The organism is Lutispora sp. QWL-02 (assembly GCF_058315355.1).
Map to the genome: position 1 here is coordinate 3,075,733 of NZ_CM177762.1, position 18,061 is coordinate 3,093,793.

The following is an 18,061-nucleotide window of genomic DNA, read 5'->3' on the forward strand; positions in this document are numbered from 1 at the left end:
CCTCCGTCTTACTTTATTTTTTCACTGCTCCAATTTTTTAATGCTTCTTTCACCGATCTGGCCATTTCTTTTGAAAAATCTGCACCGGTTTTAAAAGCATAGTGCAATTGCCCCATATTATCTGCGTCATATTTGTTCTCCGCCTTGAAGCGTTTTTCTATATCTTTAAATGTCTCTTTAAAATTTTCTTTATACAAATCAGAATAGCTATCAGTATGTACAATATATTTTTTATCGAATCTTTCTCTTTTAACCCTGTTGTAACCTGCGGGATAATAACCCATGCAAAGCATCCCGACAGGGAATACCCATTTAGGCAGATTAAGAAGCTCTCTGTGGGTTTCATAGTTTTCCATTATATCGCCTATATAGCATGAACCTATGCCCAGCGCTTCACCTGCTATCACTGCATTCTGGGCTGCTATGATCGCATCGCATGATGCCAGCAGCAGATTTGCTTCGCTTGGCCCTTCAAAATCTATTCCTTTTGATTTGCAATATGAATGTACATCGGAATGAACATAATAGTCATACCATCTCTGGTAATCAGCCAAAAAAACAAGCACTAACGGCGCATCAGCTATAAAAGGCTGATCATCACAGGTTTTGCTCAATATCTTTTTTTTATTTTGATCCTCTATATTGATTATAGAATAAAGCATCATATTTCCTGCTGTGGGAGCTCTCATTGCACACTCCAGGATAACATCTGCATGTTCTCTAGATATAGGCCTTTCATCATATTTTCTTAAAGACATCCTGTTCATTATCACATCAACAACATTATTCATTATATATACCCCCTAAACTATTATTCTACTATTCTACACAAACCTATTCAATCCTTCTGCGTTAACACACATCAATAGATGAGTTCTTTGATCACCCTCAAGAAATTCCCATGTGCTATTTTTTCGATATCTGTTCCGCTGAAGCCCCTTGACTTCAAGCCTTCCAGCACCGCTCCTCCGTTTCTTACATCTTCAAGGCCTTCTACACCTTTGCTTATTTTTTCATCAGAGCCTAATGAACCGCTCCTCAAAAAATCACAGAAGTCAAAGCCTATCCCCACTGCTTCCAATCCGGCTACATTTACAAAATGTTCAATGTTGTCCAGATAGCAGTTAATATGCGGCTTACTCCTATGCAGGAATTCTCCGCAGGCATTTACCCCTATTACGCCACCGGATTTGGAAATGGCTATGGCCTGCTCGTCGGTGATATTTCTTCTATGGGGTAAAATAGCCTTGGAGTTTGAATGAGAAGCAATCATCGGTTTTTTCCATATTTCGGTTACATCCCAGAAGCTCCTCTCATTAAGATGGGATACATCAAGGATCATACCAAGATCATCCATAAGCTTTATAGCTTTCTCACCTAACAAAGTAATGCCTTTAGAGCCACTCTCTACGGCTGCACCGGCTGCAAGGTGATTTTCCTCATTCCATGTCAGGCTGGCATGTCTGAAGCCCAGGTCATATAAAGTATTGATTTGCTCAATATCTCCTTCTATTCCGCTTAAGCCTTCAATCCCCATAACAGCAAAAAAACGACCTGCTTTTATTGCTGCTTCTATTTCTCTATAGGATTTTACAAAATCAATGGGAGCGTCCTTTTTTCTTAAATCTCTGATCTCTTCCATTACACCGCCTATTTCTCTCCACAAATATCGAACTGGGTCAACTTTTTTATCTGTTCTTGTATATACTACAAAAATTCCGCCTGATATCTTTCCTTCTTGAAGCTTGGGAAAGTGTGTATCCATAAAATAAGTCATATCCCCCAATCTTCTTTCTTCCACCGATTTCATCCAAATGTCTGAATGGGCATCAAATATGTACATTCTATACCTCCTATGTCCTTTTTCTCTATTTTATCACAAAAAAGCTTTTCTGCAGCCTAAAGGAATAGTTTGTATTGAATTATACAGAGCAATTTTATATGACAGTTCGTTAAACAGAAGTCTTTTTTGAAGCCATGCTAAAATTAAAAAGCTGCTTTGCCTTTATGCACTTTGCTGACCTGTTCACAGGCAATCTCAATATAAAGCTGCTGCCTTTTCCCTCAGCACTCTCCGCCCACAAAGCTCCTCCTAACTCCCCGGCCAGACGTCTGGAAGCATAAAGACCGATGCCCAGGCTTAGTTCTCCAATATTGCTATCATTGCCGGCTCTATAATGTTTATCGAAAGCTCTTGCTAATTCGTCACGGTTCATTCCCTTTCCATTATCGATAACACTTATGTCCAGCCAGTCACCCTCCCCACGGATCGATATCAGAACTGTTCCTCCATTATAGGAATATTTGATCCCGTTCATTATAATATTATTAAGAATCCTTATGACTCTCTCTCTATCCAGTTTAATAAGCTTTTCCTGCCATTCTGTTTTAATTTTTATATCAATATTTTTGTTTTTTGCATAATAATTATTCAATATGACAGCTTCCTCTACCAACTCAACTATATATTCTTCGGTATCACCGTGCCTTTGCTTTTCCCAATGCTTTATTATGTTGGAATAGTTTTCAATAAGCCCATTCATCTCCCGGCAATTTTTGTTTATAACTTCCAGATGCTTGGACAAAACATCATAACTGACACCTTTCTCTTCATTTTCTGCTATTGTTTTCAGTATTTGACCTGAAGCATCAATATTTACACTAAAATTTTTTATATCATGAATCGCCATAAGAAAGCTTTCGTTCATAGCCTTCAATTGTTTTGTCTTTTTATAATATCTGAAAATAATACAGGCTAACACGGATATATATAACAAATATAAGATAACAATACCTGCTTGTACCATTTTATCCCTCCTTCAATCATTCCAATTCACTATCCTTATATATATATATGTCCATCTTTTAGCTATATATACCTCATCATTCTTTTTTTCTATACAAAACATTTGGCTTATTAATCAAATCTATAGCTATTTATTAGAAAAAGTGCAGAATAAGAAAATTGGACGAGATAATAGAGAAAAACAGCACAATTAGATTGTGATATTTTTTTAACAATCGTGTATACTTTAATTATACAAAACCATGGTTTTGTATAATTAAATCAACATGAGGAGGCTTAGTCTATGGATATTATGTCAATTCTAAAACAAATCAATGCCGTATTATGGGGACCCATAATGCTATTCTTGTTATTAGGAACAGGTATATTATATACCGCAATACTCCGATTTCCTCAGATAAGAAGATTTAAAAACATCTTCAAGCAAACCTTCGGCGGTATATTCAAAAAAGAAAAAACCGAAGACAAAGAAGGCGGTATATCTTCATTCCAGGCTCTTGCTACAGCTATCGCAGCCCAAGTCGGCACAGGAAACTTAGCCGGAGTTGCTACAGCTATCGCTTCCGGAGGTCCGGGTGCCGTATTCTGGATGTGGATTAGCGCTTTTTTCGGCATGGGAACAATATTTGCCGAAGCGGTTTTGGCACAAACTTATACAGAGAATATAGACGGAGAAGTCACAGGCGGCCCTGCCTATTATATTAAAAAAGGTCTGGGCAGCAAATTTCTTGCCGGTTTCTTTGCAATTACTATAGTAATCGCTCTGGGCTTTGTAGGAAACATGGTTCAATCCAACTCAATCGGAGAAGCCTTCAATTCTGCTTTTGGGATACCACACTTATATGTAGGAATAATAGTAGCTGTTTTGGTCGCAATGATAATCTTTGGCGGTATCGGCAGAATTGCATCTTTTGCAGAAAAAGTTGTGCCTTTTATGGCCTTGCTATACATTGTAGGAGGACTGATCATTGTTCTTAAAAATGTCGATATGATACTGCCGTCATTTAAAATGATCGTATACGGAGCTTTTAATCCGGCTGCAGCTACCGGCGGTATTATAGGTGTTTCGGTCAAGGAAGCTTTCAGGTATGGTATTGCAAGAGGCTTATTCTCCAATGAAGCAGGTATGGGTTCAACTCCCCACGCTCATGCTGTTGCCAAGGTTAAGCATCCTGCTCAACAAGGTCTTGTAGCCATAATGGGAGTCATCATTGATACTTTGGTCATTTGTACATTTACAGCATTAGTAGTTTTGATGACAGGAGTTATAGATACCGGTCTTACAGGAATTGCGCTGACACAAGAAGCCTTCACCAGAGGTTTTGGATCTTTCGGAAATCCTTTTATCGCAATATGCCTTCTATTCTTCTCCTTCACAACCATAGTAGGCTGGTATTTCTTTGGAGAAGCCAATATGAAATATTTATTTGGTAAGGGAAGCCTTACTATTTATAGAATAGCTGTATTAGCATTTATTGTCTTTGGAACTACAATGAAAGTGCCTGTTGTATGGGAATTGGCGGATATGTTTAACGGCTTGATGGTAATACCCAACTTGATAGCATTGCTGGGAATGATTTCCCTGGTAGCTAAAACCTTCAATGACTATGAATCCAAATATGACAAGCTAGGTAATCTGAAATAGATCTTAATAAAAAATTGTGGCACAATGTGAAGTGCCACAATTTTTTATCATATATGCTCCTCTTGTTTTTTCTTAAGATTATCAGCCATCATCAGTAAGTTCTCATGCTCAACTGATTTGGAATCATATTTTCCTAATTTGAAAGCCAACTGAACAGAGAGACCTATCGTAAAGGCGATGATCAAAGTGCCTACACCTATTGGGCCTCCGAGCAAGTATCCTATGGTAAGCACTGTGAGCTCAATAGCACCTCTTATCAACCAAACAGGCTTCTTCATCTTTTTTACCAGGCCTTCCATCAAACCATCCCTGGGACCTGCTCCAAGCTGCACCTTCAAATAAAAGAATGTGGCCCAGCCAATCATCAATATTCCAAGCATAAGCAGAAAAAGCTTCCCTAAAATAGTGTCCGGAGTCTTGTAGAAACCCGAGTTATCTATCAAATCAATAAAAAATCCGATGAAGTACATGTTCATTATGCTTGCCAATCCGGGTACTACTCCAATAAAATAAGATAACGCCAGTATGCATAAGCCTGTTATCTGTGAGGTTTGCCCGAGGGTCAAGGGCGTATGGTTTACAATACCCATATGGAATACTTCCCAGGGGCTCATTCCCAATCTGGAGTATAATGTTGCCACTATTCCTGCAGAATATAAGAATAATCCAAATAAAAGCATAGGCATCTTTTTGAGCAAAGAAATTAAATGCTCCTTATTTACCAAACAGGTCACTCCTTTTAAATTTATGAGTTATATATAATTTTACCTATTATTCCTGATAAATAAAAGTGTTATATTTTTATCAAAATAAAAAGGATTATCTGCTTGGATAATCCTTTTTCAAATCACATTCTCTTTGCTATATACTCAACCAGATCAACTGTTCTGCACGAATAGCCCCATTCATTGTCATACCAGGCAACTACCTTTGCCATCCTGTCCCCGATCACCATGGTAGACAAGGCATCCACTATGGAGGACCTGTCGTCGCCTTTATAATCTATTGATACTAAAGGCTCTTCAGAATAACCTAGTATTCCCTTCAGGGCACCTTCCGAGGCTTCTTTAAGCACTGCATTTATCCCATCTGCAGTAACATCCCGGGAAAAATTGCAGACCAGATCTGTAACCGAAACCGTAGGAGTGGGAACTCTTAGTGAAAATCCGTTAAGCTTGCCCTTCAGCTCAGGCAATACCTTCCCAACAGCTTTTGCGGCTCCTGTAGTAGTAGGAATTATGGATTCTGCTGCAGACCTTGCTCTCCTCAAATCTTTATGGCTCTTATCCAGTATTCTCTGATCATTAGTATAGGAGTGTATCGTAGTCATTAGCCCATGCTCTATACCGAACTTTTCATGCAGCACCTTGGCGAAGGGAGCCAAGCAATTTGTTGTACAGGAAGCATTAGATACAATTATGTGCTTCTCAGCGTCATAGTCCTTTTCATTTACTCCCATGACAACCGTCACATCTTCATCTACAGCAGGAGCCGTGATTACAAGCTTCTTTGCACCTGCATTGATGTGTTCCATCGCCTTTTCTCTTTTGGTATATGCGCCTGTGGACTCAACCACAATGTCAATTCCAAGCTCTCCCCACGGAATATTGGCTGCTTCGGATATTGCAAATACCTTTACTCTTTTTCCGTTTATCACCAGAGCATCCTCTTCGGCTTCTATTGTTCCATTAAATTTCCCATAAGCAGAATCATACTTCAGCAGGTGAGCTAAAGTCCCGGTATTTGCCCTTGCATTGATTGCAGCCAGTTCAATATCACTGTCTTTCCATTTGTCAGCAACTATACGTGTTATTTGCCTTCCAATCCTTCCAAAACCATTTATGGCAACTTTAATACCCATTATACATCCTCCAATCACCTAGATAATAAACATATATATTAATGAGCAACATATGGTACTATTGTTTATATGTGCTATACTATTTATAACAATAAGATATACTATATGTCAAGTAGCTGCCACTCCCTATTTGTGTATTTCCCATATATATCTTACCTTATCATTAGAATTCTTTTATTTTCATTTTTTATTCTGTTTTTATCGCCTCAAGAGCGCTGAGCTTCATGGCTCTTTTAGCAGGATAGTATCCGGAAACCAAGCCTACAAACGTTGCAAACAATACCGAAGCAACAGCAAGCCATAGCGGTACAACAGATATTTTACTCCCCTCCATCATGCCAAAACCAAATAAATCCCCAAAAAGAGATATTCCAGCATTGTTTAAAATGAATGACACCAATAAACTAAAGCCTATTCCTATAATGCCTCCGGAAAAGCCAATAAGGCCTGCTTCAAATAAGAATAACCTTTTTATTGAGCCCAACTCGGCTCCCAGCACCTTCATAACACCTATTTCCCTTGTTCTTTCATAAATGGACATTATCATAGTATTCGTAATCCCCAATGCGGCAACAAGCAAAGATACTGCTCCAATACCGCCTAAAACTGCCTGTATTCCCGCAGAAGTCTTTTGCATGGATTCCAAAATATCCGTGAGGCTATAGGCACCAAAACCCATTTCCTTGATCTGTTCTTGAATCTTTTTTACATTCTTAATATCTTTAACCTTTACCATAGCATTGTCGTAGCTGGTCTTTGAGACCTCTCTATAACGAAACCTTCCTCTTGCCTGCCTGTCTTGAACTTTATTGCTTTCTTCCTGAATTTTTTTAAGATAGTTGATATCCATATAAGCATTATAATCTTTTTCATCGTTGCTTTGCTTTAATATTCCCACGCCCTTAACCTTATACTCCGGTGGAGGCTTCTCGCTGCTGTCACTAGGGCCAGTTCTCCTTCTTTCCCCATATTGCTGATTCATGGTCATTATAAGCTTATCACTGATCAAATCAACCTTTGGCGGCGGACCGCCATAGTAATAGCTGGCCTTGGGATTGTAAAACATTTGCGGCACATAGGAACCAAAAACCAAAGCCCCTTTATCTCTTTCGTTGAGGAGCCTGCCTTCTTCAACTTTAAAATCAAAAGCTTCCATAGATTTTGTATCTATTCCTATAACGCTTACACCGCCTATATACTTGCCTGCTCCAAACTTCCAATAAGTATGCATAATAGGTGTTACGGCATCCACCCCATCTATTGCTTTAAATTTTGCCAATGCTTTATCATCCAGACTCGCATTCTTAGGCCTCCTGCCCATATTCCCTTCAGGCGGCACATAATATGTATTAACTTCAATGATATTGAGACTTCCCATGCTCTCTATCTCTCTTTTGAAATTCTCGTTCATTCCAATTCCCAGAGATAGCATGGTTACTATGGAAGAGGTTCCGATTATTACTCCCAAAACTGTAAGGATGGTTCTGGTTTTTCTCCTCCACATATTCCTGAGGCCCATATTGACAATATCAATACTATTCATCGAAAGTCATACCTTTCTTCTTTTTATGTATCTTTCTGGCAATAAAAATAACAGCCGCGGCCAATAGAATAGAACCTGCTATAAAATACGGGCTTTTAACCATTTTCATAATTTTATTCTTTTCATTCCCCTCCGGGTTCTCTCCCATGCCGGGTTGAGGCATAGGCTCCATAGGCATTTGTATTACATTTGCTTGTATTTCCTTTACTTCTTCAAAGGCTTCACCCACTGCGTTTTCATAGCTAAAAATTATTTTGCCGCTTATAGCCCCTTCCTCTTCCGGTGTTATTCCGACTTCATAGCTATCTGTTTTGCCGGATTCAAAATTGCCCACATAATAGTTTGAATTCTGTGTAGTGAAATTGCCTTCTGTCCTTATCATCAGATTATACAGCGTAGTTTTACCCATGTTATAAAATTCCACCGAAGCGGGGAAGGGCTGCCCGACATAGGCCTCGGGTGGAATCATCACATCGCCTAATACCAGCTTCGCCTGTTGTATTACAGGTACAGATATCATATCCTTTGAGCTTAATTGAGTTCCCTTCTCATCTTCATAATCTATATTTACAGAGATGCCATAGGTCTTGTGCTCTGCATCTCTCTTAGGAGTCAATGTGAAAACTTTTTGCATGCTTTCCTTTGGGCCTATGCTTTCTATATATATGGTATTGCTGCTGTTAACAGGGCTAAAAACCCCATCATCACTTACAAGAGATACTTTTATATTACCCACTGTTGCATAGGAGCTGGTATTCAGCAATGACATGGTAAGCTGAAAGATATCCCCTGCCTGTATCGTATAAGGTTCTATATTATATCTGTCCACTATTATCCTTGGTGTGCCCTTACCGCTGCCTCTGTTGACATATACCCCTACATACTGACTTATAGTGTTTTTGGTTTTCTTCTCTCCAACTCCATTTTCATAATCCACATTTATTTGAATAGGATAATTCTTGGTAACTGCTTCTGAAGCAGCATAAAGCTCAAATTCCACTCTTTTTTTATCATCCTTCACCAGCTTGCCAAGCTTCTTAATATTCAAAGATTTGCATATTATTTCCTTGTCTGTGGTCAAGCTTACCTTTACTTCATCAGCTTCTATATCACTTTTATTCACTATATCAAAGGCTATAAGAAAGCTTTCCTCACCTTTTATCTCTTCCTTCGGCGTTTCTATGTTCTCTATTATTATATCGGACATGGTTGTATCCAAACCCTTTACAGGCAGAAAAAAGCTGAATTCATCCGTAAAAGGGGTTTGCTTGCCGTCCTTGTAGTCCACCTTAAGCTGTAAGTCGTGATTCCCCGTAGCCATGGCTATGGAAGGTATCAATACATAATCGATCTGCATGACCTTATTGCCGGGAATGTCCTGAACCTGCTTTACATCAGGAGAATTATGCAATGTGAAGCCATCTGTCTTAAGTCCCTTCAAGGAAATCTTCACATCCCGAGCATCAAGATTTCCGTTGTTTCTCAGTATCAGCGAAATGGTTCTCTTTTCTCCTGCTGTAAGTGGGGTATCTCCGTAACCTATAGCGGATAAAACAAGCTTTGCAGGCTTCTTGGAATTTTGGACTCTGATATTTATAGTATAGTCTTCAGTTTTTTCATCTTTACCTGACAGTGAGTAATAAATAAGCTTTAACTTTACAGGGTATATTTTTTCTGCTGCCGTATCAGATACATTTACAATAAATACTGCGTCTTCAATTTTTTTACCGTTTATCTTATCAATAGAGTATGTAATACTAAGCTTATCTATTTCAAAAGGGCTGTCCTCTCCACTGAATTCTAAAGTAGCTTGAATGTTTTTTGCTGCAGCTGAAGATATATTTTCCAAAGGAATATGTATCCTTGCTTCTTCTCCCGCATTTACCACAGGGATACTTGCACCACCGGAAACTACAAGCTTAGGTTGATTTTTATTGGTTGAAGGTGAACCTGAGGAATCGGAAGCTACAGATATATTGACTGATTTTGTTGCATAAACTGCCCCATCTTCACCTTCTGCTACTAATTCTAATTTTGGACTGCCTCCGCCAAGATAAAATAAATCTAAAGAAATTTTAGAATCTCTAGATATTTTGATTCTTCTTTCCTGTCCTTCCGAATATGATGCCCGTTCAAAAGAAGGGCTGTTTTCGAAAGTAATATATAAGTCTTTGGGTGTATTTCCCGTTTTATTACGCACTTCCAGCTTAATTGAAAAAGGTTCATTTTCTCCTACATACGATATATTCTTGCCATCTTTATTGTATATGTTTCCATCACATATTATTTCTGCATCTCCATCGTCTCCATAAGCCACTCCAATGGCTGAAATCATCTGAAACATCATCAGAAAAATAATTATACCTGCTAAACGTTTTTTCAAACTATTTCCCCCTCTGCACTAACCGTCTTTTCTATTTTTTCTATGTTGCCGTCTAATATATATACTATTCTGTCCGCATATTTTGCAATATTTACATCATGGGTAACGATGATCAATGTCTGATTGTTTTCTCTCGCAATGCCCGTAATCAGCTTCATCACCTCTATCGTAGTCTTTGAATCAAGATTTCCGGTAGGCTCATCCGCAAATATTATCTCCGGCTTTCCCACAAAAGCTCTCGCTATTCCAACCCTTTGCTGCTGTCCGCCGCTCATCTGATTCGGCTTATGCTTCAGATGCTTTTCCAGGCCTACCTGCGCCAGCAGCTTTTTAGCTCTTTCATTTCTTGTTTTTTTGCCGACACCCCTGAATATCAGAGGTAAACTGACATTTTCTACTGCAGTAAGGGCAGGCAGCAGGTTATATGATTGAAATACAAAGCCTACATAGTTTTGTCGAAACTTAGCCAAGCTGTTTTCACTCATTCTTTCAATGTTTTTACCTTTAATTTTTATATTTCCCTTTGTAGGCCGTTCAAGGCCGGCCATAAGATTGAGCAAAGTTGATTTGCCTGAACCGGAAGTGCCCAATATACAACAAATTTCTCCCTTAGGGATTTCTAAATTTATATTCTCCAGTGCAACTACCTTTTCAGTTCCTATGCGATAGATTTTGCTGATATCTGTTAATTTCATAATAGCTTCTATAAAACATCACCCCCATCAAATATATTTAGACGTATTATAAGCAGAAAAGTTTTCATATAAGTTATACTAAATAAGTTATATATCCTTTATATTAGCTGATAACGATTGCAATAAGCTTCGGAACTAAGACTTTGTAAGCTTGTATAGGGTTGCGTCAAAACTCGCTTTGGCTCAAACAGTTGACGCAACTGATCCTATCCTTCGCTAACAAACTCTAATTTCCTTCGCAAATGCATTCTTTTATCAGTTAATATGATTTTACTGATGTAAAATATTTAATTTTTTATCTATACTAATTTTAAAAAGCCCGGACATTGTCCGAGCTTTTTACTAAAGTACAACTTTCTCTAATATAGACTTTTCAGTCTCTACTGCCTTCTTCTCAGTATCTGCCACTTCTTTGCCAAGCCTTTCAACAAACTCAGCATCTTTTATAGAGCCTAAATTGATTTTAACGTTGTATAAGGCTGATAGAGCTGCTGTTCTTGCCATCATCGCCGCTACAGCTCCGTCTGTCACAGCATTTTTATTTCCGTTTTCCACCGCTTTAGCAATAATATTCATCATTTGCAGTGCATTCTTCGCAACCTCAAGGGGAACTAATGCGGCGTTTTTAAGGCCTTTCTGGATGGCATTTTTCCTTTTTTACCCACTATATCAGCATTCTGAACGCTTTTAGAATCAACTATAAGCATTGTGGGTGTGGGATTTTCCCTTGTTTCATAGCGTTCTAAATCGATAAGTTTTGCAAGAACATAATCTAGCACGGATTCTCCTTTTCCGTTCTTCTTCGTCCATACGCCATAATAATAAACATGCCTGTAATCAGGAAAATCGTGAGGCAAAGCTCTCCATGTACATCTATTTTTTAGTAAATATAATATCGTACAGAAAACCTCGTAAATGTCAATTTTGCGTGGGCAGGTGGCTTTTTTTGCACTTTCGAGATCTTTATTTATTTGGGCAAATTGTTCACGAGTTATATCGCTTGGGTACGGCTTACGCATTATTTATTACTCCATTTCACATGTGTTATGCCTTATTTTGTAACATACACGCAAGACTTTAGACAGGCTCTAAGATTAATGTCCTTCCAAGTGATATTTAGCTCTGATTTTTCCATTTGTTTTAGAGCTTCGTCATTCTGCCCATTTGCTTCTATGCTTCTTAACCAATAGTAGTATGTATGTATCGTCAGATTGTTTTTCGTACACCATTCAACAAAGCTTAGCTCGCTGTTTTTCTTGTCTATAATTCTCTGCTTCCAAAGATTTAGTGCCTCTTGATTCATACGATTCCCCCCAGATTTCTATTAAATCCAGTTTAGCTTATATTCGTATGCGTTTCACCACGTCCTCTTTTGGAGCAGTTACGCTTAATATAACTCAATTTTTATAATAAATCTTACTTGGAAAATTGCCTATAATTTTTTGTGATAAAAGACCAACTTTAATCTTTCATTGACAACTTCTCTTTTCCCCAAAGGTACATATCCTATTTTCCGATAGCACATTTCATTTTTTATTTGATCTTCCGGGAAATCTAATTCCCATTCTTTAGCATCCGGCTCAAGTTGTTCCGCTATAAGAATAGCTTTTGATCCAATACCTTTGCATTGCTCTTTAGGGGTTATATATAACTGACCCATTTTATATAGCCCATCCTTAATATGAAAAGTGAATAAGCCGCCGCAAAGTATCCCATCTGCAAATATTTTGTAATATTTCCCGTTTTTATAATTTATTTTCCATTTTATATCATCAACAGTATCGCAATAAGGACTTTCTTCATCCAGATATAAATCATATAAAGGGCGAAAAGCTTGCTTTTGTATATATAAGAGGATGTCGGCATCCTCTTCATACGCTTTCTCCAGTGTTATATTCATTTAATATATTCCTCCTTAAACGCAAATATTGTCCGCTTTTACCTCTATATATCTTGTTGCATATTTGTCAAATTCTGATTTGTGAGATACGACCAATACTATTATGCTATATTTTTTAGCGAAGTCTGTAACTCTTTGTGCCAATGTTTCAGAAGTAGAACTATCCAAGGAAGAGGTTGGCTCGTCCAAAATCAGTATATCGGGTTTTCGAAGAAGTATACGAGCCAGACAAATGCGTTGTTTTTGTCCACCGCTCACACCATCCGCTTGACCCTTGATTATCTGATTTAATTTCTTTGTGTCCATAAACTCTTCCAAACAAGCAGTATAAAGAGCCTCTCCAATCAATTCATCCGAAAAGTTATCTCCCAAATTTAGATTCTCTTTTAATGTTCCTTCAATCAATAAGGACTCCTGCCCTACCAAAAGTATATGATTCCATCTATCCCGATGGGCAATTTTTGAGCAGTCTACATCTTTTAAGAATACTTGTGCTAAATCAGAATTTTCAAAGCCCATTATAATATCAACTAAAGTTGTTTTTCCTGATCCGCTATTTCCTTTAATCAATAGCAATTCATCGGATTTCACACAAAATTTAACATTTTCCAGTAATTTTTCTTCGCTTTTCTCATAGGAGAAATATGCTATATCAACAGATAGGCTATCAACTTTAGGAGGCAAAGTTGATAGTGTATCTTGTTCTATATCGACATCCTCCATTATCGGCAGCAGATGCTCTGCCAGCTTTATAGCATTCTTCCTTTGACTTAAGAAATCGGGTATATATTGTACAGGTTCTTGAATATGTGCAGTGAGTGCATAAAATGCCAATAGCTCCCCTACCGAAATATTATTTCCTTTGGATATGCTAGCCCCAATTAAAACAGTAATAATAGGTAGCAGTACCGATAGGAAAAGAAACATAGTCATATATATTGCATGATAATCCGCACGTTTACGATCCAGCGGATAGCGCTCTTCATAAACTAAGCTTGAAAAACGAGATGTAAACCATTTGTGTTTATTAAGTATATGGATCAGCTTTTCTGATTTTAATGTTTCGAGGAGGAAACTATTGACCTTGCTCGTCATCTCATAAGATGCAGCGGATAGTTTTGAAATAGATGATGCTATGGATTGGGTTGAAAAATATACTATAAGAATCATTGAACATACTATCAGCGCCAATATCCAATTATAATAAAACATCAGCCCAATGTTCATAATTAGAACTGTAAATAAATTAAAAAGACCAAGCACTCCAAACGAAATCCAATCTCCCACTTCCCTGCCTTCATTATTTATCAAAGATACTATTTCCCCCGAGTTGTGTTTTTTAAAAAAGGATAACTCCTTTTTTTGAAGGTTATTATATAATAAAACCAATATTTCATTTCTCCCTACCATTTGGGTGCGCCTGAATAAGAATTGAAAAACTGCGACAAATGCAAAGTAGGATATACATGTCACTAATAGGGGAAAGAGCCCATCTTTAACAGAATGACCTATAGCCAGTCTATCTACTATACCTTGCATCATATTTACTAATGCCAATGAAAGAATAATAGTTATCAGAGCCAAAATATATACAGCAATCTGATATGGACGTAATCTTTTAAAATTTTTTTTGATTAGTTTAAAGCCTTCATTATCTGTTCTTTTCAATTTTCCCCTATCCTTTCCCGATTCATTATTAATAGCCTCTTTTCATAAGAAAATCCGGATATTTTTTAGAGGCTTCCGCTATCAATCGCGCTGCTTCACTTTCATTTCCCTCTATCCGCATTATATTTACTAAATCCGAATAAATATCGGAACACGAATTTTTTGAATTATTTATACAGTCAAAAAGAATTTGTTTCCCTGTAGTCGTTTCTCCAGTGTGATATAATGAGAGTCCATATCCTTTCAGCGCATCAAGGTTTGTGGAATCGTTTTTCAACACTTGTTGGCAAACCTCTAAAGTTTTTTCAAATAATTCAATTTTGAAATATGAAAATGCCAAAGTATTCATTAGATATATCCATATTTCAGTTCCACTTAGATATCTAGGCAAAATCTCATAAATATAAGCTATAAGCAGTTGATAATTGTCAGATTTTATGCAATCACTTATTTGTCTTTTAATATCAGCCAATTTATAATCATTGTCTGCCCTCAGCAGTTTGTTAAGCTCCTTCTTTACCATGACTCCATATAAGCAATACTTATTTTCAGATTCTATACAGCCTTCCACGCAATAGCGTGTATTGGCACATCCTCCTAGACATATAGATGAATACATGCAATCAGAACAAAATCCCTTAAGTTGACTTGCTGAAAACTCTCTAAACTGCTTAAATCCCCCATTCCAAATGTCAATCAATCGAGTATCTCTAATATTGCCTTGTATATAGTTTTCATTTCTCAATGATGTACAAGGAACTATATCTCCATTGTGTAGTATCCCAAAGCCTGATTTCCCAGCACCACACCCAGGCCAGATTGCATCTTCTTCGCCTAATACTTTCTCTTTTATAGATATTTCTTTCAAATTATAATATCCAATACTATCAGCTAAATATATCTTTGGGTTTGTGGCGACAGAAGATTTCTGAGAAAACTCGTGTGCATAATCAATAATGCGTAGTAAATCATCGGGTTCTAACATCATATCGTCTTTGTTTGTATAAAGTAGTTACTATTCCTGTTTTTATTCCATTTTTGCTTAGTAAGTCTAATGTTGACATTATCCTTATGAACGATTGTGGTTTTCTAATTCTATCGTGGGTTTCTTGGAGTCCATCTAAACTCATAGTTATGTAAGAAAGATTAGAGTCAATCGCTTTACTAATCATTTTTTCGTCAATTAGCCATCCGTTGGATAATAAACTAAAGCTAATCCCAGAATCACTTAAAGCTCGAGCTAACAAAAAAATGTCTTTTCGTATCGTAGGCTCTCCTCCCGATAGCGCTACATATTTCAACCCAACTTCTTTCATTTGACTTATAAGATCAAGAGCCTCCGCAGTAGTGAGTTCTCCCTCCAGCGGCGTTTCACAAGAGGAACCACAATGCATACATCTCATATTGCATCCCATTGTCACTTCCCAAACACTTGCTATCGGCTCTTTTATGAAATCATTCATTATTTTACTCCTCTTTAAATCAAGTAGTATTTGCAAGGAAAAGTTTATAGTTATTTAGGATAAAAGCCTTACAATCTATTATCCTTTATTTTTTTCTTTGCTTTACCAATAGCAATGCCTTTGGTTTAATAAATGGTAGAAACCATTAAGGAAAGTTCAGGCACTCCGTGTTTAACCTTTTGCTTTATTCTTAATAAGTCAGTTCCCCTTGGCTGTGTGTTTTCTTCTAACCGCTAGCTGTTTTCTCCTGAATAGGTGTCCCTTGTTGCAGGAAGGGTTCGTGCATGCACCACAGGAGCTTATTCATATATGCGAGGATGTCGCTGCCGCAGTCCCAAGGGCATTGTTTTATTGGTTTCTTAATTTATTCAGAAAGTGAGGTAATATCTATGTTGAACACTCTCTTTGTAGGTATCGATGTTAGCAAAAAGAATAATGTAGTCCGTTTCACAGATTCCCAAGGTGATACTTTATCCCTTTTTCATGTTCCTAATAACCAGATCGGTGCGGATACTATCTTGGATAAACTCCATGACACCATTCTCCATTCAGACTTTCAGGCTGTTTCCATCGGAATAGAATCCACTTCCGTTTATGCTGATCATCTGGCGGTTTTTCTCCGTAACGACAACTTCCTGAAAAAATGGGATGTCAAGGTTTTTATTCTCAATGCCAAACAGGTAAAGGCCTTTAAAGAGGCCTATCCTGATCTTCCTAAAAACGATAACATCGATACACTTATCATCGCTGACTACTTACGTTTTGGCCATATTTCCAAAGAGGTAAACTTCGACGAGAAATACATTGCCCTTCGTAACCTTACAAGAGCCAGGTTCCAGCTCGCACAAAACCTAAGCCGTGAAAAGGCCTGGTTCCTTGATACTTTGTTTTACAAGTTTTTCTCACTTGACTCCTCAAATGTATTCTCCAATACGTTTGGTGCTACCTCTATTGCTGTGATTTCAGACTTCTTTTCCGTTGATGACATTAATGAAATGCCTATAGAAGAACTAGCTGATTTCCTGATGGGAAAAGGTAAAAACAAATTTGAGGATCCTCAACGTATTGCCAAAGAACTTAAAGCTGCCTCAAGAAGCTCCTATCGTTTATCTAAAACAGTAAACGATTCTGTTAACCAACTACTAGCTGTTCGTCTAGTTGGAATACGCTCTTTACAACAACAATTGCAGGATTTAGACAAAGCTATTGAATCCTATATGCAACTTTTTCCTGCTATTTTAACTAGCATTCCTGGTATTGGCTCTGTGCATAGTGCTGGATTGTTAGCTGAAATTGCGGGCATTCATCGTTTTAAAGGCCATGCCTTTCTTGCTAAATATGCCGGCATCACCTGGACGAGATACCAGTCTGGAGATTACGAAGCCTCCAACACAAGGCTGATACTTTCGGGCAACAAATACTTAAAGTATTATTTCTTGGAAGCCGCGAATAAGGTACGCATGCACGATACCGAATTCAAACGCTACTATCAATCCAAGTTTAAAGAAGTACCGAAACATCAGCACAAACGTGCCCTCGCACTAACTGCAAGGAAGTTGGTTCGATTGGTGTACTCACTGCTTTACACCAATCAGCTTTATATACCGCCGAATAATAGATAGTCAGTTCATTTAACGCCTGTAAGAAGTTGCAGCTTCCTAGAGGCTTATTAAAGTGCGTCATTTTTAAGGAATATCATACATATTCCCATGATAATTTAATTAATCTTGTCTTGACATATTACCGCTAGACTCTTTTACAATTGGTAGTGTAAAGTTTTACACTACTATTTTTATTTTATCGGTTAGTGAGATTGCGTTTATGCTGGATATTCAACAAACAACCAAATGGAGAGTGACTTCTCCATTTGGTTGTTTGTTGCTTGTCCAATAATTATTAAGGACTCTTATGGATTGTCACCAGGCGGCTTATACGCATATCCACAGGATGCAATAGACAAAGGACGTCCAGATTTTCTGATTCTTTTAACCATACTTAGATTTGCAAAATTCTTCATCTAATTCGCCTCCCTTATACTATTATAGGTAAATATTATCATAATAAGGTAATAATTTCAAGGTGATCCTGTATAATAAA

Annotated in this window: 17 protein-coding genes; 2 read left to right on the top strand and 15 right to left on the bottom strand. The window is 37.6% G+C overall.

Annotated features, from left to right (window positions below; all coding sequences use genetic code 11):
• Window positions 1-8: 8 nt before the first annotated feature.
• The 3 genes from AC4HCY_RS14685 to AC4HCY_RS14695 form a co-directional block, all read right to left on the bottom strand.
• Window positions 9-791, bottom strand: coding sequence for a nitroreductase family protein (locus AC4HCY_RS14685; protein ID WP_323430822.1), 783 nt, complete (start codon window positions 789-791; stop codon window positions 9-11).
• A gap of 71 nt (window positions 792-862) precedes the next feature.
• Window positions 863-1,843, bottom strand: coding sequence for a dipeptidase (locus AC4HCY_RS14690; protein WP_491094503.1), 981 nt, complete (start codon window positions 1,841-1,843; stop codon window positions 863-865).
• A gap of 109 nt (window positions 1,844-1,952) precedes the next feature.
• Window positions 1,953-2,807, bottom strand: coding sequence for a sensor histidine kinase (locus tag AC4HCY_RS14695; RefSeq protein WP_491094504.1), 855 nt, complete (start codon window positions 2,805-2,807; stop codon window positions 1,953-1,955).
• Window positions 2,808-3,089: 282 nt separating this feature from the next.
• Here AC4HCY_RS14695 and AC4HCY_RS14700 point away from each other — a divergent pair, with 282 nt between their 5' ends.
• Window positions 3,090-4,451 (top strand): alanine/glycine:cation symporter family protein, encoded by a 1,362-nt coding sequence (locus AC4HCY_RS14700; RefSeq protein ID WP_323430819.1) that lies wholly within the window; start codon window positions 3,090-3,092, stop codon window positions 4,449-4,451.
• Window positions 4,452-4,498: 47 nt separating this feature from the next.
• Here AC4HCY_RS14700 and AC4HCY_RS14705 read toward each other — a convergent pair whose 3' ends face one another.
• The 12 genes from AC4HCY_RS14705 to AC4HCY_RS14760 all read right to left on the bottom strand — a co-directional run bounded on the left by AC4HCY_RS14705 (window position 4,499) and on the right by AC4HCY_RS14760 (window position 15,964).
• Entirely contained in the window at window positions 4,499-5,185 is a 687-nt protein-coding gene (locus tag AC4HCY_RS14705) for a YczE/YyaS/YitT family protein (protein WP_442916640.1), read from the bottom strand.
• 113 nt (window positions 5,186-5,298) lie between these two features.
• Entirely contained in the window at window positions 5,299-6,312 is a 1,014-nt protein-coding gene (gene gap / locus AC4HCY_RS14710) for a type I glyceraldehyde-3-phosphate dehydrogenase (protein ID WP_491094505.1), read from the bottom strand.
• Between the two features lie 187 nt (window positions 6,313-6,499).
• The gene (locus tag AC4HCY_RS14715) at window positions 6,500-7,855 is read right to left on the bottom strand and encodes an ABC transporter permease (protein ID WP_323430816.1); all 1,356 of its coding nucleotides are present in this window, start codon (window positions 7,853-7,855) and stop codon (window positions 6,500-6,502) included.
• Window positions 7,848-10,238 carry a COG1361 S-layer family protein gene (locus AC4HCY_RS14720; protein WP_323430815.1) on the bottom strand — a complete coding sequence of 797 codons (2,391 nt, stop codon included), beginning with the start codon at window positions 10,236-10,238 and terminating at the stop codon, window positions 7,848-7,850. The genes AC4HCY_RS14715 and AC4HCY_RS14720 overlap by 8 nt, the downstream gene beginning before the upstream one ends.
• A complete protein-coding gene (locus AC4HCY_RS14725; RefSeq protein WP_255225708.1) occupies window positions 10,235-10,933 on the bottom strand; it encodes an ABC transporter ATP-binding protein in 699 nt (232 codons plus the stop codon). Before AC4HCY_RS14725 ends, AC4HCY_RS14720 begins: the two co-directional genes overlap by 4 nt.
• 342 nt (window positions 10,934-11,275) lie before the next feature.
• Window positions 11,276-11,575, bottom strand: coding sequence for a cyclodeaminase/cyclohydrolase family protein (locus AC4HCY_RS14730; protein WP_323430876.1), 300 nt, complete (start codon window positions 11,573-11,575; stop codon window positions 11,276-11,278).
• Window positions 11,545-11,952, bottom strand: coding sequence for a transposase (locus AC4HCY_RS14735; RefSeq protein WP_491094506.1), 408 nt, complete (start codon window positions 11,950-11,952; stop codon window positions 11,545-11,547). The genes AC4HCY_RS14730 and AC4HCY_RS14735 overlap by 31 nt, the downstream gene beginning before the upstream one ends.
• Before the next feature lie 32 nt (window positions 11,953-11,984).
• Complete coding sequence (gene tnpA / locus AC4HCY_RS14740; RefSeq protein ID WP_323430813.1) at window positions 11,985-12,236, bottom strand: IS66 family insertion sequence element accessory protein TnpA; 252 nt, start codon at window positions 12,234-12,236, stop codon at window positions 11,985-11,987.
• Window positions 12,237-12,365: 129 nt separating this feature from the next.
• The gene (locus tag AC4HCY_RS14745) at window positions 12,366-12,833 is read right to left on the bottom strand and encodes a hypothetical protein (protein ID WP_323430812.1); all 468 of its coding nucleotides are present in this window, start codon (window positions 12,831-12,833) and stop codon (window positions 12,366-12,368) included.
• 15 nt (window positions 12,834-12,848) lie between these two features.
• Window positions 12,849-14,501: an ABC transporter ATP-binding protein gene (locus tag AC4HCY_RS14750; protein ID WP_323430811.1), complete on the bottom strand. Its 1,653-nt coding sequence runs from the start codon at window positions 14,499-14,501 to the stop codon at window positions 12,849-12,851.
• A 28-nt stretch (window positions 14,502-14,529) separates the two neighbouring features.
• Window positions 14,530-15,369, bottom strand: a complete 840-nt coding sequence (locus tag AC4HCY_RS14755; RefSeq protein ID WP_491094507.1) for an SPASM domain-containing protein — start codon at window positions 15,367-15,369, stop codon at window positions 14,530-14,532.
• Between the two features lie 100 nt (window positions 15,370-15,469).
• A complete protein-coding gene (locus tag AC4HCY_RS14760) occupies window positions 15,470-15,964 on the bottom strand; it encodes a radical SAM protein (RefSeq protein ID WP_323430809.1) in 495 nt (164 codons plus the stop codon).
• A gap of 389 nt (window positions 15,965-16,353) precedes the next feature.
• Between AC4HCY_RS14760 and AC4HCY_RS14765 the strand changes: the two genes are divergently transcribed.
• A complete protein-coding gene (locus AC4HCY_RS14765; RefSeq protein WP_323430808.1) occupies window positions 16,354-17,586 on the top strand; it encodes an IS110 family RNA-guided transposase in 1,233 nt (410 codons plus the stop codon).
• Window positions 17,587-18,061: the final 475 nt, after the last annotated feature.